A 23,381-nucleotide genomic window follows, 5' to 3' on the forward strand; every position below is an offset into this window, starting at 1 on the left:
GATAAGAAGCTGAGTGTGACGGGGTGAACATCTATCTCCCCATAGCCGAAATGTCAGTCAACGGGCTCGTTGTGCTGATCATGGGTGCTGCCGTCGGATTTCTATCCGGATTGTTCGGTGTGGGCGGCGGCTTTCTCATCACGCCGCTGCTGATTTTCTACAACATTCCGCCTGCCATCGCCGTGGCGACCGGCGCCAATCAGGTCATCGCCTCGTCCATGTCGGGCGCGCTGGCGCATTTCCGACGACGCACGCTCGACTTCAAGCTGGGCTTCGTTCTGCTTGGCGGCGGTATTTTCGGCTCGAGTATCGGCATCGTCGTGTTCGCCTGGCTGCGCGCGCTCGGCCAGCTCGACCTCTTCATTTCGCTGCTTTACGTGGTGTTTCTGGGCTCCGTCGGCGGCTTGATGCTGGTGGAAAGCGTCAACACGCTGCGCAAATCGCGCTCAGGCGCGGTGTCGCTCAAGAAAGCCGGCCAGCATCACTGGATCCACAAGCTGCCGCTGAAGATGCGGTTTCGCACCTCCAAGCTGTTTGTCAGCGTCATTCCCGTGATTGCACTGGGTGCCGGCATCGGCTTTCTGGCGGCCATCATGGGCGTGGGCGGCGGTTTTATCATGGTGCCGGCCCTGATCTACCTTCTCAAGGTGCCGACCAATGTGGTTGTCGGCACCTCGCTGTTCCAGATCATCTTCACGGCCGCCTTCACCACGATCGTTCATGCCGCGACCAACCAGACCGTGGATGTGGTTCTGGCCTTTCTCCTGATGATCGGCGGCGTCGCCGGCGCGCAATATGGTGCAAAGGCCGGCCAGAAGCTGCGCGGCGAACAGCTACGCCTTTTGCTCGCGCTGATGGTTGTGGCGGTTGCCTTGCGGCTTGCCTTCGATCTCTTCGTGCAACCGGCGGATCTGTATTCGCTCGGGCCGCTCGGGGAGTTCTGAGCGATGAAGCGCGCTTTTTCCGCTGTTCTGATCCTCCTGGCGCTGCTGGCACCCGCGCATGCGCAGACGGAGCCGACGCCAGCGCCGGACGCGGCGCAGCCCCAGCCACAGCCCGAAGCGGCCCCTCAGCCGGAAGCCGCACCAGCCGCACCAGCCGCGCCGCAGCCGGAGGCGCCGCCACCTGCACCGCAACTCGAACAAGGGCCGCCGCAATATAACGAGTCGATCCAGATCGGCTTGTCGACCGACCGCATCACCATCACCACGGACTTTTCCGGCACGGATCTGACCATCTTCGGCGCCCTGAACGATGTGGATCCGCAGCTTGCGCGGCAAAACCGCTATGATGTCATCGTGGTGCTGGAAGGTCCGGCGCGCCCCGTTGTGGTGCGCCGCAAGGATCGCGTCGTCGGCATGTGGATCAACACGCAGTCCGAAACCTTTCTGAACGTGCCGATTTCCTATTCCGTGTCCACCACGCGGCCGTTTCAGGACATGGCGCAGCCCGCCACCTACAAGCGCCTGTCGCTGGGTGCGGACTACATGTATCTGCAGCCGCGCAACCGTGACGACGAGCCGGCCACGATCGAGGAATTCACCGCAGCGCTTCGCGAGCGCAAGCAGGTGACCGGGCTTTATTCAGAGCTCACCGGCGGCGTGCAGTTCCTGTCGCCCAACCTGTTTCGCGCCACGCTGGAGCTTGCGCCCAACGTGCCGATCGGCACGCATCGCGCCCGTGCGTTTTTGTTCAAGAACGGCCAGTTCATCCGCGAAACATCGGCGCAGCTGGCGATCCAGAAATCCGGCGTGGAACAGTCGATCTTCAAGGCAGCCCACGAATACAGCCTGTTTTACGGCATCTTCGCCGTCGCGCTCGCGATCATCACGGGCTGGCTCGGCCGCATCATCTTCAGCCGCGACTGAAGACCCATTTGGGTCTCGGCTTAAGGTGCGTTCGCGGCTGGTCGTCGGCCGCTCAGCCTGGATGGAGATTGCCGGTGGCCACCGCGTAAACGCGCTCTTCGCCCAGCATATAGGCGCGGAAATCGCTCCAGTCGAACAGGTTGCGATAAGCGCGGTCGAGCACGTTGAGCGTGCCGGTAAACGCGCCGAAGGCCGGCATCACCAGCCGGCGTCCGTCGCTGGCAAAGCAGCGGCGGCGCACGGAGCGGCCGCGCTGCACGATGCGCGCGCCGGGATGCAGATGCCCGGCAATCTCGCCAGCGATTGAAACAAGCGTCGGCTCGTGCCGGAAGGTCAAACCGGCAAGGGCAAGGTCCGTCACCGTTTCGCCTTCTACGCCCTGCGGCGCGTCGGGATCGTGATTGCCGGTGATCCAGTACCAGTCGCGGCCCTTTTGCAGGGCGGCCAGCGTTTCGCGGAACGGTTCGGGCATGCGCGCCGCACCCCCGCCGTCATGGAAACTGTCGCCGAGGCTGATCACCATGCGCGGATCATGCTGTTCCACGGTTTGCTTCAGCCGCGCCAGCGTCGCCGCCGTATCATAGGGCGGCAAAAACGAGCCGCGCCGCGCAAAGGCCGAGCCCTTTTCCAGATGCAGGTCGGACACGACGAGCAGCGACAGGTCTTCGAACCACAGCGCGCCGGATCGGTCGCACACGACCTCACGGCCCGCGATCCGTATCCGTCCCCGCATCGCTGCGGGGTTCGGTGTTGCTGCTCTTGTTAGGCTGGTTCGTTCCATTCCGGACCCATCGCATCCCCGATGAGGTCGCCTTCGGCCTCCGCGAGCAGCGTTTCGCTAGCCTCGCCATGAACCCGTTCCCGACCGATCTCCATCATGACCGGCACCGCGAGCGGCGAGATTTGTTTGAGGTCTTTATGCATGATTCGTCCGCGGATGCGCGACAGCATTTCGCCCAAACGCCGGATGTCGAGCAGTCCCGCAGCGGCATCCTGACGGGTCGCCTGCAGGAGGATGTGGTCAAGCTCGTGGCTTCGCAGCACATCATAGATCAGATCGGCCGAGATCGTGACCTGCCGGCCGGTCTTTTCCTGCCCCGGATGCCGCTTCTCGATCAGCCCCGAAACAAGGGCGCAGTTCCGGAAGGTGCGTTTGAGGAGGTAAGACGATGCCAGCCAGTCCTCGAGATCGTCGCCCAGCATGTCCTCGTCGAACAATTCGCTAAGCCGCGGCTTTCCCTTCTTGAACGCCGCGCCGAGATCATCGAACGCCCAGATCGCAAGCGAGTAATCCGTCGCCACGAAGCCGAGCGGGCGCAGCTTAGAGCGTTCCAGCCGCTTGGTCAGCAACATGCCGAGCGTTTGATGCGCCAGCCGCCCTTCAAAGGGATAGGCCACCATGTAGAAGCGGTTGCCGCGCGGGAAGGTTTCCACCAGCAGGTCTTCCGGATGCGGCAGAACGGATTTGTCGGCCTGGATGCGCAGCCAGTCCGACACCTGATCGGGCAGGGCCTTCCAGCGTTCGGGATCGGCGATCATGGAGCGCACGACATCGGCCAGATAGGTCGTCAGCGGAAACTTGGAGCCGCCCCAATAAGGCACCTTGGCTTCGGCATCCGGCGCGTTCGACACGAAGCATTCATTGTCGCGAATGCCCTCGAAGCGCAGAACCTTGCCGGCAAACAGGAACGTGTCGCCTTGGGTCAGGGTTTCGAGGAAATATTCCTCGATCTTGCCGAGCGTCATGCCGCCGCGCGACGCCGTTCCCCGGCCCTTGCCGACATAACGAATGTTGAGCGATGGCGCTTCGATGATCGTGCCGACATTCAGCCGGTACTGCTGCGCAAAGCGCGGATGGCTGATGCGCCACAGCCCTTCCTTGGTCTTCCTGATCTTGGCGTAGCGTTCGTAAGAGCGCAGCGCGTAACCGCCGGTCGCCACGAAATCGATGATCCGATCGAAAGTCGGGCGCTCAAGATGGGCGTAAGGGGCGGCGGTGCGGATCTCGTCGAACAGCTGGTCGGGATCGAACGGCGCGCCGCAGGCCGAGCCCAGCACATGCTGCGCCAGAACATCGAGCGCGCCATCGATCAAGGGCGGCGTATCCTGCGCGCCGAGATAGTTGGCCTCCAGTGCTGCTTCGCATTCCAGCACCTCGAAGCGATTGGCCGGAATGAGGATCGCCTTTGAGGGCTCGTCCATGCGGTGATTGGAACGCCCGATGCGCTGCGCCAAACGGCTGGCACCCTTCGGCGCGCCGACATGCACGACAAGGTCCACGTCGCCCCAGTCGATGCCGAGATCGAGTGTCGATGTCGCAACGATCGCCCGCAGCGCATTCGTTTCCATGGCCTTTTCGACCCGCCGCCGCTGACTGGCATCGAGCGATCCGTGATGCAGCGCGATCGGCAGCGTGTCTTCGTTGACGCGCCACAGTTCTGAAAACAGCATCTCGGCCTGGGAGCGCGTGTTGACGAAAAGGAGCGTCGTCTTGTGCTCCTTGATCGCCTGATAGATCTCGGGGATCGCGTAGCGGCTGGTATGACCGGCCCAGGGTACGCGCTCCTCGGATTCCAGGATCGAGATATCCGGCTTCGCCCCGCCATCCACGGTGATGAGGTCCGACAGGGCGCCGGGCTCTCCCTGGCTGACCAGCCAGCGCCGGAGTTCGTCCGGTTCCGCCACCGTGGCCGACAGCCCGATTACCTGAAGCTCGGGCCGAAACCGCCGCAGCCGCGCCAGTCCCAGCGACAGAAGATGGCCGCGCTTGGAGGTCACCAGCGAATGCAGTTCGTCGAGCACGATGTAGCGCAGATCGGCAAAGAAACGATCGGCATCCGACGAGGCGATCAACAGCGCCAGCTGCTCAGGCGTGGTCAGGAGAATGTCGGGCGGCACCAGCTTCTGGCGCTGCCGCTTGGAGGCCGGCGTATCGCCGGTGCGGTTTTCCAGCGTGACCTTGAGGCCGATCTCGTTGACCGGCTTGGTCAGGTTGCGCTCGATATCCACCGCAAGCGCCTTCAAGGGGCTGATATAGAGCGTATGTACGCCGCGCCCCGGCTCGCCCGGCTTCTTCTTCGGCCGTTCCGCCAGATCGGTCAGGCTCGGCAGAAACCCCGCCAGCGTCTTGCCGGCACCCGTCGGCGCAATCAGCAGAACCGACTTGCCCGCCTGCGCCCGCCCCAGCAGCTCCATCTGGTGCGCCCGCGGCGCCCACCCCTTCTTGCCGAACCATTGAAGAAACGGTTCGGGCAGCCGGGCCGGCAGGGTGGTTTCAGGAAGGGGAGCGAGAATGGGCTTTGTCACCGCCTAGAGATAGGGCGTCCGGAAGCAGCGCGCCATTCAAGAGATGACAAGTTGCGGATCAGGCTTTGCTCTGGGCCTTGGCATAGGCCTTCAGGACATTCTGCATCTTGGTCACATGACCTTTGCCGTCGGCTTCCGCATAGAAGAAATCGAAGACTTCCTGGTCGAGCCGCAGATGTACGGACTTCGATGGAGGGTGCACGATCTTTGCGTTTGCCCAGAATTCCGGCCCGAGGTCTTCGCCTTCTGGCGCATCGGGCGAGTGATAGAGTTCACCGGCCTTCCTCATCCTGGTCAGCTCTGCCAGGGAAGCACGCTTGATATTTTCTTCGGGCATTTCGCCCTCCTTTCCAGGCGGTGATCAGCCGGGTGACGTGGCCACGCTGTGTATGAACCACAACGAAACACTCGTCCTCTACCATGCCTACCGATATCAGCCGGACCTCTCCATAATCGGATCGTCGGTCTATGCTGGTAGTGACGTCGCCTTCAAAGATGCCTGCGGCATAAAGGATGTCTACGCGTCGAGACCGTAGCGTTTCGTCGCGCTTGTTTTCATCCCATTCGAATTCTATGGGCACCCAAAAGCAGTGTGTACAAAAATAAGGTACACATTCAGCGCATTATTTCAAGTCGATCCCGCCACCACCACAAGCCCCTGGATCGCCGCGCCGCGGTCGCTGCGGATCGTGTCTTCCCTCACCGACAGCAGCGTCAAACCGGCTTGGGCCAGTTCGCGCTCCACATACGCGCGGCCATGCGCATAGCGGCGGGATTCCTGGAGCACGAGGTCGTCGCCTTCTGACGCTTCCACGGAAAAGGCGAACAGGCCGTTCGGGCGCAGCATGGCGGTGACTGAGGTGAACACGGCATCAAGCGTGCCGACATAGATGAAGACATCGGCTGCGGTCACGAGATCGACGCTGCGCGGCACGCTGAGCTCGCCGATGTCGCCCTTCACCAGCCGGTCGTAAACGCCGCGCGCCTGCGCCTTGCGCAGCATTTCGGCGGACAGGTCGATGCCTTCCAGATCGCCGCACAAAGGCCGCAGCCGCTCGCCCATCAGGCCGGTGCCGCAGCCGAGATCAACAGCCTTGTCGAAACGGGTGCGGCCAGTAGCCCGCAGGGCGGTGTCCATCAGTTCGGGAACGCAATAGCCGAGCTTGTCCACCAGCGATTGATCGAACCGTGCGGCGTAATCGTCGAACAGCGCTTCCACGAAGTCGGCCGGCGGCGTTTCGGGAATGGGGGCCGCACCCAGCAAGGCGAGCTTCAGCGTCGCGCCGAAGCGATCGGCCGGCTCCAGCCGCAGAGCTTCGCGCCAGGCTTGTTCAGCACCCGCTTCGTCGCCGGCCCTTTCGCGCAGCTCGCCGACGCGAAACCAGCCGGCCGCCCAGTCTGGCGCGAGCTGCAGGGCACTCGTCATCAGCTCGGCGGCAGCCGCCCAGTCCTGGCCTTGCGCCAGCATCTCCGCATAATCGGCACGACGGTCGGCAAGAAGGTCGCCGGATGACAAACCAGAAGACAGGGCCGCAACGACCATCGACAACCGCGCTGTGGGGTGGAGGAGGACGCTCATCGCTGGAGATTGCCGTCTTGGCAAGAGCGTAAGCGCCACAGGCTTCCCGCAATCGGTGCTGCACCTATCTAGAAGGTCATGCGCGGACAAGACCTGCTTCATCCCCGCCCCGAAGGGCTTTATTGCCCGCCCGGCGATTTCTTCATCGATCCCGTGCGCCCCGTGGCGCGCGCGCTGGTAACCCACGGCCACGGCGATCATGCGCGCCCCGGCAACACGGCGGTGATGGCGACGCAGCAGACGCTCGATATCATGGCGATCCGCTATGGCGCCGATTTCGCGCAAACGAGCCAGGTGGCCGAGTGGGGCGTTCCCGTGAAGATCGGCGATTGCACCGTGACCTTTCATCCGGCAGGCCATGTGCTGGGCTCGGCGCAGATCGCGGTCGAATGCGACGGCCTGCGCATCGTCGCATCCGGCGATTACAAGCGCCGTCCCGATCCGAGCTGCCAGGCTTTCGAACTGGTGCCCTGCGATATCTTCATCACCGAAGCGACCTTCGGCCTGCCGGCGTTCCGGCATCCGGACTCCAAGGCCGAAATTGCCAAGCTGCTGCGCTCGGTCGCGCAGTTTCCCGACCGCACCCATATGGTCGGCGCTTATGCGCTGGGCAAGGCGCAGCGCGTCATCAAGGAGTTGCGCGATGCCGGTTATGACGAGCCGATCTATATCCACGGCGCGCTGCAGAAACTCTGCGACTACTACGAGACGCAAGGCATCGCGCTCGGCGAGCTGAAGCCGGCGACGCTGGAAAAAGGCTCAAAACAGGATTTCGCCGGCGCGATCGTGGTCGGCACCCCATCTTCCTTCGCCGACCGCTGGGCGCGCCGCTTCGCCGATCCGGTGGCAGCCTTCGCGTCCGGCTGGATGCAGGTGCGCCAGCGCGCTCGCCAGCGCGGCGTCGAACTGCCGCTGATCATCTCCGATCATTGCGACTGGGACGAGCTGTGCGAAACAATCGACGAAGTGGGCGCAGAAGAAATCTGGGTCACCCACGGCCGCGAAGAAGCGCTGGTGCGTTATTGCGAGCTCAAGCAGCTGCGCGCCCAGCCCCTGCATCTCGTGGGCTATGAGGACGAGGCGGAATGAGAGCCTTTGCCGAACTGCTCGATCGCCTGCTTCTGACGCCGTCGCGCAACCGCAAGCTTCAGCTTCTGGTGGATTATTTCCGTGCCACGCCCGATCCCGATCGTGGTCTGGCGCTGGCGGCCCTGATCGGTGACCTCGATTTTCCCGGCGTGAAGCCGGCCATTCTGCGCGCCATGATCTCGGAGCGCATGGATCCGGTTCTGTTCGGCCTTTCCTATAACTTCGTGGGCGATCTCGCCGAAACGATCAGCCTGGTCTGGCCAACCGGCAACAGCGGCGCGGGCGATGGCTTACCGCTGGCCGGTGTCGTGGACCAGCTCAGCCGCGTCAGCCGTTCCGATGCGCCGAAAGTGGTGGCAGCGCTGCTCGACCAATCCACGGCGTCCGAGCGCTTCGCCATCCTCAAGCTCGTCACCGGCTCATTGCGTATCGGCGTATCCGCGCGTTTGGCCAAGCAGGCGCTGGCCGATCTCGGCCAGGCTGACATCAACGAGATCGAGGAACTGTGGCACGGTCTGCATGCGCCTTATGCCGATCTGTTCGCCTGGCTGGAAGGGGTGGCCGACAAGCCGGTGCCGCAGGCCCAGGCGCTGTTTCGTCCGGTGATGCTGTCGAACCCGATGACCGAAACCGATTATCCCAAGCTCGATCCGGCCGATTACTGCGCCGAATGGAAATGGGACGGCATCCGCGTGCAGGTCGTTGCGATGAATGGGGCGCAGCGGCTTTATTCGCGCACGGGCGACGATATCAGCGGCTCGTTTCCCGATCTCATGCAAGCGGTCAATTTCGAAGGCGTGATCGACGGCGAGCTTCTGGTCGGCGATCCGCAGGGCCGCACGGCGACCTTTTCCGATCTGCAACAGCGCCTCAACCGCAAAAGCGTGTCGGCCAAGGTGCAGGCTCAGTTTCCGGTTTTCGTGCGCTGCTACGATATTCTGCAGGCCGGCGAAGACGACCTGCGCACCCTGTCCTTCATCGAGCGCCGCAAGCATCTCGAAGCCTTTGTCGCCGATCTCGATCCCACCCGGTTCGACGTGTCGCGTTTCGTGCCGTTTTCGTCCTGGGAAGAGCTCGACGAAAAGCGCAAGCGCCCGCCGCATCCGATCATCGAAGGCGTCATGGCCAAACGCTGGGATTCGACCTATGTGCCCGGCCGCCCCAAGGGCCCGTGGTTCAAATGGAAGCGCGATCCCTACACGGTGGATGCGGTGCTGATGTATGCGCAGCGCGGCAGCGGCCGGCGCGCCAGCTTTTATTCCGATTACACTTTCGGCGTGTGGTCCGGCCCGGAAGATGCCCCGGAACTCGTACCCGTCGGCAAGGCCTATTTCGGCTTCACCGATGCCGAGCTGAAGCAGATCGACAAATTCGTGCGCGACAACACGATCGACCGTTTCGGCCCGGTGCGTTCGGTCCGCGCCAATCGCGAAACCGGCCTGGTGTTCGAAGTCGCCTTTGAAGGGCTGAACCGTTCGACGCGCCACAAGTCGGGCGTCGCGATGCGCTTTCCCCGCATCAGCCGGCTGCGCTGGGACAAGCCCACGGCCGAAGCCGACCGAATCGAGGTGCTGCAATCCATGCTGGAAGGCTAGAAAGCCGGTCCGGCAAGCCTGTCACGCAGTGGTTCAGTTCGCTGAAACGCGGATCGAAAAGATATCAACGGCCTTGTTGCTGTTGGAAACGTCGCTGACGATCGCGATCGTGCCATCGGACCCCGGCTCGACCGTCGGCAGATCTACATCGAAGATCACGTCGCCGCGTTCGCCCGTCAGGTCGAAACGCCGCCGTCCGCCGCAATCGCCCAGTTCGCCGAACGAGCAGCTGATCGAGATCTGCGTGGTTTCGCCTTCTTCCGCCTGGCCTTCCACGACGAAAAGGGCGCGGCGTCCGGCCAGCTGCCTCAACACGTCCTGCGGCACGTTGAAGAGGATCGCCGAGCCCGATTGTCCCGAATGAATGCGCAGCGCGCGGTTCGCGCCTTCACCCGTCAGCTCGGCCACCGCATCGCTCGGCGTGCTGAAATCGTCCTGGTCGCCTGGCGTGAACAGGGGAATGGCATCGGGATCGTTGGCCTCCGCGCCAAGACGCGGTGCGCTGCTATTAGTGGGCGGGCTGCCGGCCGCCGGATTGAAATCCTCGGCTTCGCGAACAGGCGACGGATTGGGCACCGACCCGTCGCGCTGATCGGCGGGAATGAATATACCGCTGCCGACCACCCACCAGGCCGCAACCGCCAGAACGGCCAGCCCTGTGATGATCACGAAAAGGAGCGCGAACGGCCGGCGCTTGCGTCGTGTTTTTCGTGTTTCGCCCCGCACCGTCTCATCGAGATCGGCATCGATGCCGTATTCGTCCAGCTGCGGCGCGTCTGGCTCGGCGCTCATCACCGGCTCGCGGCGCTCGGCCGGCGAACGGGGTGGCTGAGAATGGGGTGCCTGCGAGCGAGGTGCCTGAGAACGAGGTGTCTGGGAACGGGTTGGCTGGGGATAGCGCGGTTCGGCGCGCAGTTCGGGTTCCACAACCCGCGGCGCTTCGCTGCGGCGGTCTGGCCCGGGCTCAATACGGGGCTCGGCGCGTGGCGCTTCGGGCTCAACCCGCGCTTCGTCGGGCATGGGAACCGGCGCGGGGCGGGTAGCGGCGAGATGTTCGCCTTCCACGCGCGCGATGGTTTGCTGCAAGCCGGTCCGACGGGCCTGCGCGCTGTCTTCCGACACGTTGGGATTGTTCAAGGCGCGCTCAAGCGCCGCAAAGGCTGACTGGTACACCTTTTCGCGATAAGCGCGATCGCTGAAATCGCCCTTTTCGAGCGCTGATCGAATGGCGCGTTCGAGTGTGTCCACCGGTTCCTCTTGAGCCTTGTTCGTGCGAATCGTTAACGCACCGCCTGAAGAGGTTCAATCGCAGCTGTGCCATGATCCTGCAACCCGCGCGCGATCGGCCCGGGAATGGCCGCTCAATCGTCTTCGATCGACAAGCCGAACGTGTCGGCCACATGTGGCGCCACAAGCCCGGCATGCAGCGCCAGAAGAACAAGCTCGGCATCCAGCCCATCGGGATAATCGACAGCCCGCTCGACCCGCGCCGCAAGCGACTGCGCCATGCCTTCGCCAAGCAGTTCACCCATGCGCCCTTCACCCAAAACGGTGAACGAAACGAGCGCCGCCGCGTCGTGATAGGCGCGTTCGGTCGGCTCGCCGGACGCCGAATGCTTCTGCACCAGCCGAACCGCCGCCAGCTTCACGCCATCCACCACCTGCGCCGGATGCACATCGCAACGCCGCAACCCATCATCAAACGCCCGCAGATCGGACGAGCGCCCGAAGCGGCCGAGAAAGCCGAAAGAAGATCGTCCCGCCATGAAACTCCAACCCCGATGCCTAGGCTTTGATCGCCTGTCACATAGGGCGCAACCCGCCGGCCGCACCGCTTTGTCATATCGATCCTGCGTGAAGGGCGACATGCACGCTTTCACTTGATTCCGCCGCACAATCCAGCTATGAGCCGCCCACGATCGCTGCGAGACACCCATCCGTCCGCCCAAGCGATGCCGCTTTAGCTCAGTTGGTAGAGCATCGCATTCGTAATGCGGGGGTCGCGTGTTCGAGTCACGCAAGCGGCACCATCGACTTCTAAGTCGTTGATTGATGATCGTTTGAAGACGCTAAATCCTTCTTTGTTCAATCTGATCTGATTTGTACGAATGCTCACCAATAGGTGCTGGGCGCGTACCGCAACGTTATCACTGCGGCCTTCGCGGAGTTAGCGTCGAGGTCCATGAAGCAATCACCTAAGCTGATCATGTATATGGTAACTCGCTGCTTTATCAATTTAAGGGGTGGTTAGCTGAAGGATCACTGCCGCTGGAACCGTGGCAGGCGATGAACTAAGAGGTTTGCCTCTGAGCTAAAATTTGAAGCGGTAGATGGAGTAATTGCGATGTTGGAGCCCATCAAGCTTCGGTCTCTCTCAAACGAGGCGCTTGATCGCGTTGTGCTTGCAATCACATCTGGCGAGTTCGAACCAGGCGAGAAGCTGTCGGAGTCCAAGTTGGCACGTCAACTTGGAATCAGCCGGGGTCCGGTCCGCGAAGCGTTGCATCAGCTGGAAGGCAAGCTGGTGCAGCGAGAGCCTCGTCTGGGTGTTCGAGTCATCCAGTTCGATCATGACTCACTTCAGCAGCTTTTTTATCTTCGGGAAGCGCTTGAGGGCATGGCAGCACGCCTTGCAGCGGAACGGGCACCCGATGATTGGGCAGATCGTGCTGAGAGTATGTTGCGCGGTGACGAAGCCAACATTCGAGATACAGGAAGTCGCGCTTACCGTCAGCGCTCAGTGGATGAAGATTTTCACCTCTTCATCGCACGCGCATCCGGGTGCGCTAATATTGAGCGAATTTTGCTCAACGAGGTCAACTACCAGCTGCGAATTGCGCGCTTAAAATCCTCGATGCGGCCCGGTCGCGCCGAAGAAGCACTCCGCCAACATTTCGCGATTGTAGATGCGATCCGCGCTCGCGATCCTGACAAGGCGGAAGCGGCCATGCGCATTCATATCTCATCGGCGCGCGATGGTTCCGTAGCCGTCTTAAGCGAGCCCATGGCTTAAGCGACCTTCGACGGCAAACCACCCACAGCCCTACAAGACCGATCAGCTACATATTTGCAAACTGTTGACAGATTGCAGTTTGCCGCGCATTTTCTGGTCGTTGTCCTTGCCGCGCAGGCAAACTCATCGAGCCAGGAACCTAGAATGAAAAGAAACCAGAAGCTCCGATCTCTCATCGCGCGCCGCGATGCAGTTACGGTTCCCGGTGCAGCGAATGCAATGTTTGCACGCGTGATCGAAGATCTCGGCTTCGAGGCGGTTTATGTTACGGGCGCGGGCATCGCCAATATGCGGTTGGGTGCGCCAGACGTCGGACTGACAACTGTGACCGAGGTTGCGGATACTGTCGCTGCCATTTCGGACGCTGTTGATCTTCCGTTGATCGTAGATGCGGATACCGGTTTCGGAAATGCCGTGAACACTGTGCGGACCATCCGACTTTTGGAGCGGGCTGGCGCGTCGGCAATCCAGCTTGAAGATCAGGTATTCCCCAAAAAGTGTGGCCACTTCAACGGCAAGGATGTCATCCCGGCTTCTGAGATGCTGCAGAAGATAAAGGCAGCCGTGGATACGCGAACCGACCAAGACCTTCTGATAATCGCTCGCACTGATGCACGCGCGATCGAAGGGCTCGATGCGGCGTTGGACCGTGCGGCTGCTTATATCGAGGCCGGTGCGGACATGACCTTTGTGGAGGCACCGGCAAGCCTAGAAGAATTGCGCCGCATCGGCACTGAGCTCGTCGTTCCGCAGGTCGCCAACATCGTTTTTGGCGGGAAAACGCCTGATCCGGGCCGCAAAGCTTTGGCTGAGAACGGTTTCTCGATCGTGTTGTACGCCAACGCCGCTTTGCAGGCCGCATTGCGCGCATCCACGCAGGTTCTGAGCGCCTTGCGCGACGAGGGCAGTCTCGACGGCGTCGCCGATCTGCTTGCCGGTTTTGATGAGCGCCAGCGTTCGGTGAACAAGGATTATTGGGACGGTCTCGAAGCCAAGTACAAGCAAGCGCTTTAAGACAGTCAGCGGTTCAAGACAGCCGCTAGGGAGGAGAAAGCTATGTCGCGCCCGTGGGATGGTATCATCAGCGAAGACGATCTTCGCGCTTATGACGCTGCCGGCTTTGGCCGTCCGACTGGACTGGGTAAACGCCCTGCGCTGGTGATTATCGATGTTCAATATCGCACAACCGGAACGCGTCCGATGCCGTTCTGGGAGGCGATCGGTGAGTTCAAAACATCCTGTGGCGAGATCGCCTGGGATGCGATGGCGAATATCGAGCGGTTGCTTCAGGTCTTTCGCAGCCGCAACTGGCCTGTTCTTTACCCTTATGTCGCGCCCAAGCAGTCCTTTGATACTGGCCGCTTAGGTGACAAGGTTCCGGCGCTGCTCGGCGTTGCCGCAAAGGGCTACGAGTTCCCGCCGCAGATTGCGCCTCGCGAAGGCGACATCCTGTTGCCGAAGAAGCATCCTTCGGCATTCTTTGGAACCCCGCTCGCCAGTTACCTGATAGACCTTGGCGTGGACTCCCTAGTTGTGGTGGGGTGCTCGACTTCAGGCTGCGTGCGCGGCTCCGTGGTGGATGGTTTTGCTTACAACTTCCGTTGCACCGTGCCGCAGGATGCTTGTTACGACCGGTCATTCACCTCGCATGCGGTGAACCTTTTCGACATGGCTTATAAATATGCCGACGTGCTGTCTACCGAAGACACGCTTGCGGCGCTGGAAGCGCTCGCCTGAGCTGAACTTCAATATGCGATCTGATGGAAGACAAGCATGAGCGATGAGCTTGACGTTCTAGTAATCGGCGCTGGGGCCTGCGGGCTCTGTGCCGCGATCCAGGCTCACGACAAAGGCTTGAGCGTAGCCATTATCGAGAAGAACGAGCGGCCGGGTGGCAACTCAGCTCTCTCGACAGGATCAGTGCCTGCCGCCAACAGCCGATTTCAGCGTGAAGCAGGCATCAAAGACAATCCCGAGAAGTACTTTCGTGACCTGATGGGGATTGCTGGCGAAACCGAGGCGGAAAACCTTGTGCGCCGCATGACAGCTGTTTCCGCGGAAACGGTGGAATGGCTGATCGATGATGTTGGCTGCCGAATGGAGCTCATTACCGCTTACAAGCATATCGGGCATTCCGTATCCCGCCTACACGCTCCGCGCTCGCGCCGGGGCCAAGATCTGGTCGATGACCTCGTTGGCGCCGTGGAGCAACGCGACATTCCGCTGGCGGTTGGCAACTCTGCCAAAAGTCTGATCGTCGAGGATGGCCGGGTTGTCGGCGCTGTTGTGGATGCTGGCGACGGCGACGTGATGGAGATCCGTGCCCGCGCGGTGATACTTGCATCAAACGGCTTTGGCAACAATCGCGCGCTCGTGGAGCGCTACATACCAGAAATCGCCAGCGCACAGTATTTCGGCGCCCTCGGATCGGATGGTGAGGCGATCATCTGGGGTGAGGAGCTCGGCGCTGACTTTCGCAATATGGCAGCCTACCAGGGCTATGCCGCCGTGGCCGATCCTCATGGCTCGATCCTCAGCTGGACCACCATCGAAAAAGGCGGCGTTCTCGTGAACGAGAAAGGCGAGCGTTTCGGTGACGAAAGTCTCGGTTATTCCGGCTATGCCAAGCATGTGTTGGCCGAGGGTTCGCGTTCCTGGGCAATTTTCGACCAGCGGATCTTCGAGATCGCCATGCAGGAAGAAGAGTTCGCCGAGCTGTGGGAGCACAAAGGGCTCAAAAAGGCAGACACAGTCGCTGAAGTGGCTTCGGCGCAGGGGTTAGATGGCGCTGCCGCGGAAGCTGCCGTGGCTGCTTACAATGCGGCTGCCGAGCAGGGCGTGGCCGATGCGTTTGGTCGCACGGCTTCCGGCTTGGCGCCGTTGCAAGCGCCATTTTATTCCTGCCGTACCTTGCCAGCGTTGTTCCACACCCAGGGCGGCCTTGCTGTGGATGATGATGCCCGTGTTCTGCGCAAGGATGGTTCGGTAATCGCCGGACTTTACGCCGGTGGCGGTGCTGCTGCGGGTGTTTCGGGCAAAGCCGGCGCCCTCGGCTACGCTTCCGGCAATGGGCTTCTTACGGCGGTGGCGCTTGGCCGACTGGCGGCGCGTGCGGCTGCTGCCGACATAGGGGCGTGAGATGACGCTTTCGGCTGATGTGATTGCGCGACTGCGCTCTGTGGAGCGCTTGCCGGACGGCGTTCAAGCGACGGCTGTTCGCCATTTCACCGATGCGATCGGCGTTGCCCATGGTGCGGCAGGGTCGCAAGCGGGCGCGCATTGGCGGAAATACGCCAAAGCACAAACAGCACAGGGAACGTCCAGCGTAATTGGCCTGTCGCATGGACTGCCTGCCGCAACGGCTGCCTTGGTGAATGGCGGGCTGATCCACAGCCTGGAATATGACGACACCCATACCGGCTCGATCGTCCACGGATCAGCGGTTCTGGCTGCAACTGCCTTAGCGGCCGGAGAAGCGGCTGGAGCGACCGGCGCGGCGGTGATGCGTTCCTATGCGCTGTGGTACGAAGTCTTCATCCGCTTTGGCCTAGCAGCCGCGGGCGGGTTTCAGAACCGCGGTTTCCAGCTGACTTCCGTGGGTGGCGCCTTGTGTGCTGCCGGCATTGCAGCCGATCTGAAAGGGCTCGACGCCGACGCCTCGCAGGCCGCTATCGGAATCGCGTTAAGTCAGGCGTCGGGTGTTTTCGAGTTTTTGACGAACGGGGCAACCGTAAAGTCAATGCATCCCGGCTGGGCGGCTCATGCTGGACTGATCGCCGCCGATCTCGCGGAAGCGGGTATGACCGGGCCTTTCACCGCGCTGGAAGGTAAATTCGGCTTGTTCCGGGTGTTCGCGGGTGATGATGCGGCGCCTCAGCGGTTTGCCGATATGCTTCCCGACATGGGTGAAGTTTGGCATCTCGACAAGGCAGCCTACAAGTTTCATCCCTGCTGCCATTACCTGCACCCCTTTATCGAGGCCGCGCGCTTGATGCAGGCGCAGGGCGTGCGGGCGGACCAGATCGCGAGGTTCGATTGCGGTGTGCCGAAGGGCGCTGCCGGCATCATCGCCGAACCTTGGGCTTCAAAGGTCGCGGCTGCGGGGCATCAAGCGCGCTGGTCGCTGCCGGTAACCGTGGCAATGCAGATGGTCGATGGTCGCGTGGACCTGGCGAGTTTCGAGGAACCTCTTTCGCCGGGTGTTTTGGAACTGGCGGAGCTCAGCGACTGGCACGTGTTGACCGATAGCGCGTTTCCCGCTCTGTTCGATGCTTATCTGCGCCTGACGCTCAAGGATGGGCGTGTGGTGGAAAAGCGGATCGACGATGTTTACGGCAACGGCTCTCGTCCGCCGGCGCAAGCTGACCTGGATGGCAAGTTTGCTGGCAACATGGAGCGGTTTGCACCAGGTGTCGATGCCGCGCCGCTGCTTGCTGCTTTGACGGGCTTGCCGAAGGCAAATGACCTCGGTGAGGTCACGCGCACGCTGCGATCCGTTGTTTCGTTGGAGGAGTGATAGCATGGCAGCCTATGATCTGGTTATCCGTGATGTTGAAGCCGTTCTTCCGGCGTCAGGGCGTACCGCTTGCGATATCGCGATCCGCGACGGCCAGATCGCTGCGATACTTCTGCCCGGCAGCTCTGTTGAAGCGTCAGAAATCCTCGATGGTAAGGGCCTGGTGGCGCTGCCTGGAGTCATCGACTGTCATCTGCATCTCGGTCATGGCAAAGACATATCGCGGCCGCGCGAACCGAAGGATGCAGATGTCGAGACCGCTTCGGCCGCGTTGGGCGGCGTAACGTGCATGATCCCTTTCCTCATGTCATCCGAGCCGCATGCGGCTGATTTCGGTGAGGTGAAGGCGGTAACGGAAGCGGGTGCGCGGATCGATTTTGGCTACCACTTCATTATCTCGACCGAAGCGCAGCTGGCGGAAGTGCCTGACTACATCAGTAAATTCGGCGCGCCGACGCTGAAGATCTTCATGAACAATCGCGGTGGGGAAGGCAAACGCCTCAATCTGCCCGATATCGACGACGGCTTTCTTTTCCGTTTGGCGGAAGCCGCCGCGCAGCATGGCGGCATGGTTGCTCCGCATCCCGAGAACATAGAGATCGCCTGGGTGCTGCGGGACCGCGCCATGAAGGCTGATCCCGACGGCCAAGCTGGGCTGGCCTCTTGGGATGCGTCACGACCGGATTTCGTTGAGGCCGAAGCGGTGCAGCGGGCTTCCTATGTTGCCAATGTTGCCGGCGCGCCGCTTTACGTGGTGCATACGTCGTCTGCGGCCGCGCTGGAAGCCGGCCTCGCGCGCCGCGACGCCGGTGACGAGATCTATTTTGAGACCTGCCCCCATTACCTCACGCATGACATCACCGATCCGATCGGCGAAGTCGCGAAGATTAATCCGCCGCTGCGCAGCCGCGACGATTGCGAGCGGCTGTGGCAGGCTATCGAAGAGGGCGACATCGACACTGTCGCCACCGATCACGTCCATCGCGACATCTCGAGCAAGGCCAACGGGATCTGGGCTGCTTCCCCTGGATGTCCGGGAATGGAAACGCTGCTCCCTGTCATGCTGACCGAAGGCTACCATGGCCGCGGTATTCCGTTGGAGCGATTGGTGGAAGTCCTGTCGGAAACACCCGCGCGTTTGATGGGGCTCGATGTGCGCAAAGGCACGCTTTCGGTGGGCAAGGATGCGGATATCGTGCTGCTTGATCTGAACGCTGAATGGACCCTGACGCGCGACAAGGTCGCATCTTCGGCCGGCTACTCGATCTACGAGGGCAAGACCTTCAAGGGCGCGATCCAACATACGTTTGTGCGCGGTCACACAGTCGTGCGCGACGGGAACCTCACCGAAACCAGCGCCGGCATCGGACGCTATCAGCATCGCAAACTCGGTTTCAGAGGTTAGCAAATGGTGGGCCCTCCCGTTGTCGCTATCATAGGGGCGGGGGGCACGATATCCTCGCTTGCGGTTGATCAGCGAGACTATGTCAATTACCCCGAAACGGGGCGCAAATTGTCGGTTGACGAGGTGTTGGCGCATCTCCCCGAACTGGTCGGCTTCGCTCAGCTCATTCCGCTAAGCTTCCGCTCGGTTGGTTCAAGCGCGGTGGGTCCCGAGGATTGGCTGCGGCTGCACCGAACAATCACCGATGCGGTTGCCGCGCACCCGGAGATCGTTGGTGTGGTGATCCTGCACGGAACCGCTACGCTTGAAGAAACCGCCTTCTTTTTGGATTTGACGCTGCCAGTAGGCCGTCCCGTGGTGTTGGTGGGGGCGCAACGGCCGCTCAACACAGTGTCGTCCGATGCCGCCGCCAATGCGATAGCAGCCGTGCGCGTTGCCGCCGATCCAGGTGCGGCCGGGCGTGGCGTGATGGTTGTTCTGAATGACGAAATCCATGCCGCCCGTGTGGTGACCAAAAGCTCGACCCTCCGGCTTCAAACCTTCAACTCAGGTGCTGCGGGCTTGCTGGGTGTAGCCGACCCGGATCGGATCGTTTTCAACTACCCTGCCGAGGGCGTTGACCGTTTTCGCTTGCCAGTGGACGTCAGCTATCTGACGGAGCTTCCGCGCGTCGACATCTGCTACGCTTATGCCGGAAGTGACGGAACGGCGGTCCGCGCTTTCTTGGCCGCCGGCGCGAAAGGCCTGATTTCTGCAGGTTTCGCACCCGGTATGCCGGCCACGCAGGAACGGGCCGCTATAATCGAAGCGTCGCAAGCAGGCATAGCGGTGGTGCAAGCCAGTCGTGCAGGTCAGGGGCGAGTTGTTCGACGCGATTGGCTTAAGCAGAATGGCTGGATCGCAGCCGGTGCTCTCACCCCGCACAAGGCACGCATTTTGCTGATGCTGGGCCTGCTGGTTGAGCATGATCCGGAACAGCTGCAAACATTCTTCGATAGAGTCTAGGCCAGGAGCCGGAACGATGGAGTTGCGTGATCACGGACGATATGGCTACTCGGCGCTGCCGGAGCGGCCAGACTACCATTGGCCTGGCGGCAAGAGATTGGCGCTTTGCATCTGCAACAATATCGAGATTTTCAGCTACCGATCCGGATTAGGCAGTGATAGCGCCACACTGACCGCGCCGCAAACGCACCGAAATTACGCTTGGCGTGATTATGGCAACCGCGTTGGACAATGGTACCTGTTTGATCTGCTCGAAGAGTGCGGCCTTCCTGCTTCGCACAACGTCAACTCCGCCGTGTTGCGGCAGTATCCGCAGATCCTACAGCGGATCCTGTCGCGCGGTGACGAGATCGTCAGTCATGGCCGCTCGAATGGCGAACGGCAGGACGTTCTATCCGAAAACGAAGAGCGCCAGCTGATCGCCGAGGCGACCGAAGAAATTACATCCTTGGCCGGCTACCAGCCCAAAGGCTGGATGGGACCATACTTCGCGCAAAGCGAGGTCACGCTCGATCTACTTCAAGAAGCCGGTTATGAGTTCATGCTGGATTGGCCGGTTGACGATCAACCGGTGTGGATGCGGACGCGAGGCGGGCACATCTTGTCCGTCCCTTACTCCGTGGAACTGAACGATTCGCCTTCCATGGTGTTTCGCCAGGAAAGCATCGCGTCTTTCGAGTGTATGATCATCGATCAGTTCGATGAGATGCTGTTTCAATCAGCCAAGCGGCCCCTGGTTTTCTCGCTGATTACCCACCCCTTCATCATAGGGCATCCTTACCGGCTGCACGCATTGCGCCGGGCACTGGCGCATATTCTGCTCCACAGAGACGAGATCTGGATCACCACCGTTGGCGGGGTGAACGCCCATATCCGCAGCTTGCCGTCCGGCATTCTGCCGGGCGCGCCCGACTGATCATTTCGCTCGCAAGGGGCTCGCTCACGATCAGGCGGGGCTTGCCCGCAGCGCGATGATGCGGCGGCGAAAGCGGTCGAGCCCTTCCTTGAGCACTTCGCTGTCCCCACCGGCTGATTGTCCGATGCCGTGAAGCTCCTCAACCTCAAAATTGGCACATAGCAGTTGCTGCAGACGCTTCGGACCAATGGGTGTGAATGGACCTTGCAAAGGCACTTGTCCTCTCGCTTCCGACCGAGCCCATTCCGCGCCGTAGCGGGACGCGCGGTTGCGAACGCTAAGCACAAGATGGCCTTCATTGCGCAGCACACGGCGCACCTCTCGCAATATGGCTGCGGGATCGGCCATGTGTTCCAGCGATTGTGCGATCACCACAAGATCAACGCTTTGCGTCGCGAAGGGCAACGACGTGCCGCTGAACAAGGCACCCTCGACCGAGTGGGTGATCCCTTCGCGCGGCAGCCTGTCTTGGATAAAATGCAGATTGTTTTCGTGCAACTCCACGACAGTAAGCGATGCATCCAGGGGCAGCCTTCGTGCGAGTGTAACAGTGCTGGTTCCACCCCAAGGCATGAGTTCGGCCACCTTTGCCTCTGTGGGAAGAGACGGGATCAGATCCAGCTCACGCTCACTCGCTTCGCCTTGGCGCCGCGAGGTATAAACGCCGTTAAGCGGTGACTTGGCCCAAACCGACCACGCGCGATAATCAGCCAGTTGAGCCCAGCTCCATTGTGTAGGATCCCATTGCGCATAGGGATTAGAGTCTCGGGAGACGGCATGGAAGGGATAGGTATTCGCGTTTTCAACAGGGTAGATCGTGTTCTCAGGACGCTCGAACGTTTGAAATGAAACAACGCTGTTAAGCGGACGGCGCGGCGGCTTGCGTGCTGGCGCATCGGGATGTGCGCGACCCAAAGCAATGGCACCCTGACAGTCGAACACCGAAGGCAAATCAAGCATGGCGCGAACGCCTTCAGGATCACCGATGCCGGCGTTCCAGATTGCATGATACCCGCGCAAATGGGCCGAAAGCATCAGATGATATCCGGCCGCCGCAACGCCTTGAACAACGGAAAAGTTGTCATGCGTCCAACCTTTCTGAAAGCACAGGTAAACCAGAGCGGAGCAGGTGCGGAAATGCGGATTGCCGCCGGCCAGCTCGGCTGCCCGCGCGAGTTGCTGCGGATCATCCACGATGATGAAATGCCAATGTTGCTGATTGCAGGAGGAGGGGGCTTCGAGCGCATCCGACAGCATCAGCAGCAACTCCTCGCGAGCAATGCGGCTACCGTCGAAATCGCGGCAAGACAAGCGAGATGCCAGCCGAGACAAAATCGTCTGAGTGTCATTCGCTGAAAGGGTCTGCTGATCGTTTTGGATTTCCATCGGGACACCGCTTGTTGAGGAATGGCAATCACATGCGGATTGACACTGCCCCTAACTGGTGCAAACTGTAAACAGTTTTCGGAATCTGTGCCGAAAGATAATGTCTAGCGCGGGAACGCTAGCGAAACTTCAAATGGGAAAACCGCTATGATCAAGACCCTCTTAGGCTTTGGACTCGCAGCCGTCGCAGCGGCCTTCGCCTCTTCAACGGCTTCGGCGCAGGAGTTTCGGCTTAACTTCGGCCACTATCTGTCTAACTCACCTTTCGTGAAGGTAGAGCAGGATTTTGCTAAACGCGTCGAAGAGCGGACCGACGGACGCGTAAAAATCAATATTGTGTACTCAGGAGGCCTCGGCAAGGACTCCGAGTTGCTAGGCCTTGTCGGCCGAGGTGCCATTGATATGGCTGCGATTGTGCCGGGCTACTATGGAGATCAGCTAGTTTACAGCAAGGCTTTGCAGACGCCGTTTGTTTTCAGCAGCCCTGCACAAGCTATTGAGATCGCTAACTACTCGTTCTCTGAGCTTCAGCCCTTTAAGGATGAAATGGAGCGACTGGGTGTGCATCGCTTGTTCCATCAGCCGGTCGACCCCTACTATCTGACGGGTAAAACGGATGCTTGTAAGTCGCTTGACGGCTTGCAGGGCAAGAAGATTCGTACGTTTGGCAGCCTCATTCCGCACATGATGTCGGCGGTCGGCGCCACGCCGGTCACGGTACCAGCTGGTGATCTTTACGAGGCTGTTGATCGCGGCACGATTGACTACTCCTTCGTCAACCTCGGCAACGTTAATGTGTACAGGCTCTATGAAGCGGGCAAGTTCACGTGTGGACCGGCTATGAACATCGCTGGTCACCTGGTTGTCATCGGCGATCGCACCTGGCAGCGCCTGCCGGATGACATCAAGACGATCATCACTGAAGAATCCGTTCAGGCGCAGAAGGACTATGTTGCCTTCGTTGAATCGTCGGTGGCAACTTCAAGCGAAGCAATCAAGGCGGGTGGCGGTGAGATCATTGCAATCTCGCCAGAGATGCTTGCCGAGTGGAAAGAAAAGACCCCTGATCTCCTGCAAATGTGGGTTGATGAGCTGAAGGGCCGTGGTGAAGGCGAAGGAGCTGCAGCGGTTGCACAGGCCTGGCGTGAGCGGGTCGACCAGTAAACACTCTGAACAGTTCGTAGCAAAAGTGATGGAGAGCGCGTTGAATCAACTTATCCGACGACTTGCCGTGTTCTCCGTAGCCATCGGCAGCATTGCCTTGTTGCTGTCGATGTTTCTTAGCGTCGGCGATGTGGTCGGAACGCAGATGGGGCAACCAGTCCCTGGTGCGCTTGAATTCACAGAAAGCACGATGGTTCTTGTGGTATTCGGCGGCATTGCTTGGGCGCAGATACGTCGTTCCCACATTCGCGTCGAGCTTGTTTACCTGCAAGTTGGACCGCGCATGCGCTCTGCGATGGATATCATTGCGTCCATAGCGGGCATCCTCTTCTTCGGTTTGATCATTTGGCAAGGCGCAGTAGAAGCTCTCTATAGCTGGCAGATACAAGAAGCGACGTCCGGTCTGTTGCGCTTTCCCCTTTGGCCCGCTCGCTGGATCCTAGTGTTCGGCTCGACCATGATGGTCCTTCAGCTGCTGCTGGACCTTTGGTACGACCTGACGCACTTCGGAAACCCTCATCCGGTTGAGTTCGGCTGAC

The 23,381-nt window shown here is 60.8% G+C and carries 22 protein-coding genes and 1 tRNA gene; 15 read left to right on the plus strand and 8 right to left on the minus strand.

Translation table 11 applies throughout. The features are described 5' to 3' along the window. The first annotated feature begins 23 nt into the window (after positions 1-23). Both JYU29_RS13940 and JYU29_RS13945 read left to right on the plus strand, forming a co-directional pair. Positions 24-944 carry a sulfite exporter TauE/SafE family protein gene (locus JYU29_RS13940; RefSeq protein ID WP_213985409.1) on the plus strand — a complete coding sequence of 307 codons (921 nt, stop codon included), beginning with the start codon at positions 24-26 and terminating at the stop codon, positions 942-944. Between the two features lie 3 nt (positions 945-947). Next, complete coding sequence (locus JYU29_RS13945; RefSeq protein ID WP_213985410.1) at positions 948-1,868, plus strand: TIGR02186 family protein; 921 nt, start codon at positions 948-950, stop codon at positions 1,866-1,868. Between the two features lie 52 nt (positions 1,869-1,920). Here JYU29_RS13945 and pdeM read toward each other — a convergent pair whose 3' ends face one another. From pdeM to JYU29_RS13970, 5 genes are read right to left on the minus strand one after another with little or no spacing between them, the layout of a single operon-like run. After that, a complete protein-coding gene (gene pdeM, locus JYU29_RS13950) occupies positions 1,921-2,601 on the minus strand; it encodes a ligase-associated DNA damage response endonuclease PdeM (RefSeq protein ID WP_213985411.1) in 681 nt (226 codons plus the stop codon). A gap of 29 nt (positions 2,602-2,630) precedes the next feature. Beyond that, positions 2,631-5,174, minus strand: coding sequence for a ligase-associated DNA damage response DEXH box helicase (locus JYU29_RS13955; protein WP_347879902.1), 2,544 nt, complete (start codon positions 5,172-5,174; stop codon positions 2,631-2,633). A 58-nt stretch (positions 5,175-5,232) separates the two neighbouring features. Then, complete coding sequence (locus JYU29_RS13960) at positions 5,233-5,511, minus strand: BrnA antitoxin family protein (RefSeq protein WP_250157444.1); 279 nt, start codon at positions 5,509-5,511, stop codon at positions 5,233-5,235. Next, positions 5,447-5,755 carry a BrnT family toxin gene (locus JYU29_RS13965; RefSeq protein ID WP_347879903.1) on the minus strand — a complete coding sequence of 103 codons (309 nt, stop codon included), beginning with the start codon at positions 5,753-5,755 and terminating at the stop codon, positions 5,447-5,449. Before JYU29_RS13965 ends, JYU29_RS13960 begins: the two co-directional genes overlap by 65 nt. 47 nt (positions 5,756-5,802) lie before the next feature. Beyond that, positions 5,803-6,753 (minus strand): class I SAM-dependent methyltransferase, encoded by a 951-nt coding sequence (locus JYU29_RS13970; RefSeq protein ID WP_250157445.1) that lies wholly within the window; start codon positions 6,751-6,753, stop codon positions 5,803-5,805. A 78-nt stretch (positions 6,754-6,831) separates the two neighbouring features. Between JYU29_RS13970 and JYU29_RS13975 the strand changes: the two genes are divergently transcribed. Both JYU29_RS13975 and JYU29_RS13980 read left to right on the plus strand, forming a co-directional pair. After that, positions 6,832-7,842 carry a ligase-associated DNA damage response exonuclease gene (locus tag JYU29_RS13975; protein ID WP_213985413.1) on the plus strand — a complete coding sequence of 337 codons (1,011 nt, stop codon included), beginning with the start codon at positions 6,832-6,834 and terminating at the stop codon, positions 7,840-7,842. Further along, the gene (locus JYU29_RS13980; protein ID WP_213985414.1) at positions 7,839-9,437 is read left to right on the plus strand and encodes a cisplatin damage response ATP-dependent DNA ligase; all 1,599 of its coding nucleotides are present in this window, start codon (positions 7,839-7,841) and stop codon (positions 9,435-9,437) included. The genes JYU29_RS13975 and JYU29_RS13980 overlap by 4 nt, the downstream gene beginning before the upstream one ends. A gap of 33 nt (positions 9,438-9,470) precedes the next feature. On the opposite strand, the gene JYU29_RS13985 is transcribed toward JYU29_RS13980, so the two are convergent. Together JYU29_RS13985 and JYU29_RS13990 are read right to left on the minus strand one after the other, a co-directional pair. Then, positions 9,471-10,685, minus strand: a complete 1,215-nt coding sequence (locus tag JYU29_RS13985) for a hypothetical protein (RefSeq protein WP_213985415.1) — start codon at positions 10,683-10,685, stop codon at positions 9,471-9,473. Positions 10,686-10,798: 113 nt separating this feature from the next. Further along, a complete protein-coding gene (locus JYU29_RS13990; protein ID WP_213985416.1) occupies positions 10,799-11,203 on the minus strand; it encodes a hypothetical protein in 405 nt (134 codons plus the stop codon). Between the two features lie 188 nt (positions 11,204-11,391). Here JYU29_RS13990 and JYU29_RS13995 point away from each other — a divergent pair. From JYU29_RS13995 to JYU29_RS14035, 9 genes are all read left to right on the plus strand, one after another. Then, positions 11,392-11,467, plus strand: a tRNA-Thr gene (locus tag JYU29_RS13995). Positions 11,468-11,781: 314 nt separating this feature from the next. Next, the gene (locus tag JYU29_RS14000) at positions 11,782-12,450 is read left to right on the plus strand and encodes a GntR family transcriptional regulator (RefSeq protein ID WP_213985417.1); all 669 of its coding nucleotides are present in this window, start codon (positions 11,782-11,784) and stop codon (positions 12,448-12,450) included. 144 nt (positions 12,451-12,594) lie between these two features. Then, complete coding sequence (locus JYU29_RS14005) at positions 12,595-13,464, plus strand: isocitrate lyase/PEP mutase family protein (RefSeq protein ID WP_213985418.1); 870 nt, start codon at positions 12,595-12,597, stop codon at positions 13,462-13,464. Positions 13,465-13,506: 42 nt separating this feature from the next. Then, on the plus strand, positions 13,507-14,187 hold the full coding sequence (locus JYU29_RS14010; protein WP_213985419.1) for an isochorismatase family protein: 681 nt from the start codon (positions 13,507-13,509) through the stop codon (positions 14,185-14,187). A gap of 36 nt (positions 14,188-14,223) precedes the next feature. Further along, positions 14,224-15,588, plus strand: a complete 1,365-nt coding sequence (locus tag JYU29_RS14015) for an FAD-dependent oxidoreductase (protein ID WP_213985420.1) — start codon at positions 14,224-14,226, stop codon at positions 15,586-15,588. 1 nt (position 15,589) lies between these two features. Beyond that, positions 15,590-16,966: an MmgE/PrpD family protein gene (locus JYU29_RS14020; protein WP_213985421.1), complete on the plus strand. Its 1,377-nt coding sequence runs from the start codon at positions 15,590-15,592 to the stop codon at positions 16,964-16,966. 4 nt (positions 16,967-16,970) lie between these two features. After that, positions 16,971-18,371 carry a dihydroorotase gene (locus tag JYU29_RS14025; protein ID WP_213985422.1) on the plus strand — a complete coding sequence of 467 codons (1,401 nt, stop codon included), beginning with the start codon at positions 16,971-16,973 and terminating at the stop codon, positions 18,369-18,371. A 3-nt stretch (positions 18,372-18,374) separates the two neighbouring features. Continuing rightward, a complete protein-coding gene (locus JYU29_RS14030) occupies positions 18,375-19,376 on the plus strand; it encodes an asparaginase (protein WP_213985423.1) in 1,002 nt (333 codons plus the stop codon). A 16-nt stretch (positions 19,377-19,392) separates the two neighbouring features. Then, a complete protein-coding gene (locus JYU29_RS14035; RefSeq protein ID WP_213985424.1) occupies positions 19,393-20,292 on the plus strand; it encodes a polysaccharide deacetylase family protein in 900 nt (299 codons plus the stop codon). 30 nt (positions 20,293-20,322) lie between these two features. On the opposite strand, the gene JYU29_RS14040 is transcribed toward JYU29_RS14035, so the two are convergent. Next, on the minus strand, positions 20,323-21,678 hold the full coding sequence (locus tag JYU29_RS14040) for a nitroreductase family protein (RefSeq protein ID WP_213985425.1): 1,356 nt from the start codon (positions 21,676-21,678) through the stop codon (positions 20,323-20,325). A gap of 147 nt (positions 21,679-21,825) precedes the next feature. Here JYU29_RS14040 and dctP point away from each other — a divergent pair, with 147 nt between their 5' ends. Together dctP and JYU29_RS14050 are read left to right on the plus strand one after the other, a co-directional pair. Then, positions 21,826-22,842, plus strand: a complete 1,017-nt coding sequence (gene dctP / locus JYU29_RS14045) for a TRAP transporter substrate-binding protein DctP (protein WP_213985426.1) — start codon at positions 21,826-21,828, stop codon at positions 22,840-22,842. A gap of 40 nt (positions 22,843-22,882) precedes the next feature. After that, positions 22,883-23,380 (plus strand): TRAP transporter small permease subunit, encoded by a 498-nt coding sequence (locus JYU29_RS14050; RefSeq protein WP_213985427.1) that lies wholly within the window; start codon positions 22,883-22,885, stop codon positions 23,378-23,380. Position 23,381: the final 1 nt, after the last annotated feature.

Origin of the sequence: Tianweitania aestuarii (assembly GCF_018457165.1) — a bacterium.
In the GTDB taxonomy this organism is placed as follows: domain Bacteria; phylum Pseudomonadota; class Alphaproteobacteria; order Rhizobiales; family Rhizobiaceae; genus Tianweitania; species Tianweitania aestuarii.

Coding starts and splice junctions, on each gene's coding strand:
- JYU29_RS13945 (WP_213985410.1), top strand. CDS start 948: ATGAAGCGCGCTTTTTCCGCTGTTCTGATCCTCCTGGCGCTGCTGGCA.
- pdeM (WP_213985411.1), bottom strand. CDS start 2,601: ATGCGGGGACGGATACGGATCGCGGGCCGTGAGGTCGTGTGCGACCGA.
- JYU29_RS13960 (WP_250157444.1), bottom strand. CDS start 5,511: ATGCCCGAAGAAAATATCAAGCGTGCTTCCCTGGCAGAGCTGACCAGG.
- JYU29_RS13970 (WP_250157445.1), bottom strand. CDS start 6,753: ATGAGCGTCCTCCTCCACCCCACAGCGCGGTTGTCGATGGTCGTTGCG.
- JYU29_RS13975 (WP_213985413.1), top strand. CDS start 6,832: ATGCGCGGACAAGACCTGCTTCATCCCCGCCCCGAAGGGCTTTATTGC.
- JYU29_RS13980 (WP_213985414.1), top strand. CDS start 7,839: ATGAGAGCCTTTGCCGAACTGCTCGATCGCCTGCTTCTGACGCCGTCG.
- JYU29_RS13990 (WP_213985416.1), bottom strand. CDS start 11,203: ATGGCGGGACGATCTTCTTTCGGCTTTCTCGGCCGCTTCGGGCGCTCG.
- JYU29_RS14000 (WP_213985417.1), top strand. CDS start 11,782: ATGTTGGAGCCCATCAAGCTTCGGTCTCTCTCAAACGAGGCGCTTGAT.
- JYU29_RS14005 (WP_213985418.1), top strand. CDS start 12,595: ATGAAAAGAAACCAGAAGCTCCGATCTCTCATCGCGCGCCGCGATGCA.
- JYU29_RS14010 (WP_213985419.1), top strand. CDS start 13,507: ATGTCGCGCCCGTGGGATGGTATCATCAGCGAAGACGATCTTCGCGCT.
- JYU29_RS14015 (WP_213985420.1), top strand. CDS start 14,224: ATGAGCGATGAGCTTGACGTTCTAGTAATCGGCGCTGGGGCCTGCGGG.
- JYU29_RS14020 (WP_213985421.1), top strand. CDS start 15,590: ATGACGCTTTCGGCTGATGTGATTGCGCGACTGCGCTCTGTGGAGCGC.
- JYU29_RS14025 (WP_213985422.1), top strand. CDS start 16,971: ATGGCAGCCTATGATCTGGTTATCCGTGATGTTGAAGCCGTTCTTCCG.
- JYU29_RS14030 (WP_213985423.1), top strand. CDS start 18,375: ATGGTGGGCCCTCCCGTTGTCGCTATCATAGGGGCGGGGGGCACGATA.
- JYU29_RS14035 (WP_213985424.1), top strand. CDS start 19,393: ATGGAGTTGCGTGATCACGGACGATATGGCTACTCGGCGCTGCCGGAG.
- JYU29_RS14040 (WP_213985425.1), bottom strand. CDS start 21,678: ATGGAAATCCAAAACGATCAGCAGACCCTTTCAGCGAATGACACTCAG.
- dctP (WP_213985426.1), top strand. CDS start 21,826: ATGATCAAGACCCTCTTAGGCTTTGGACTCGCAGCCGTCGCAGCGGCC.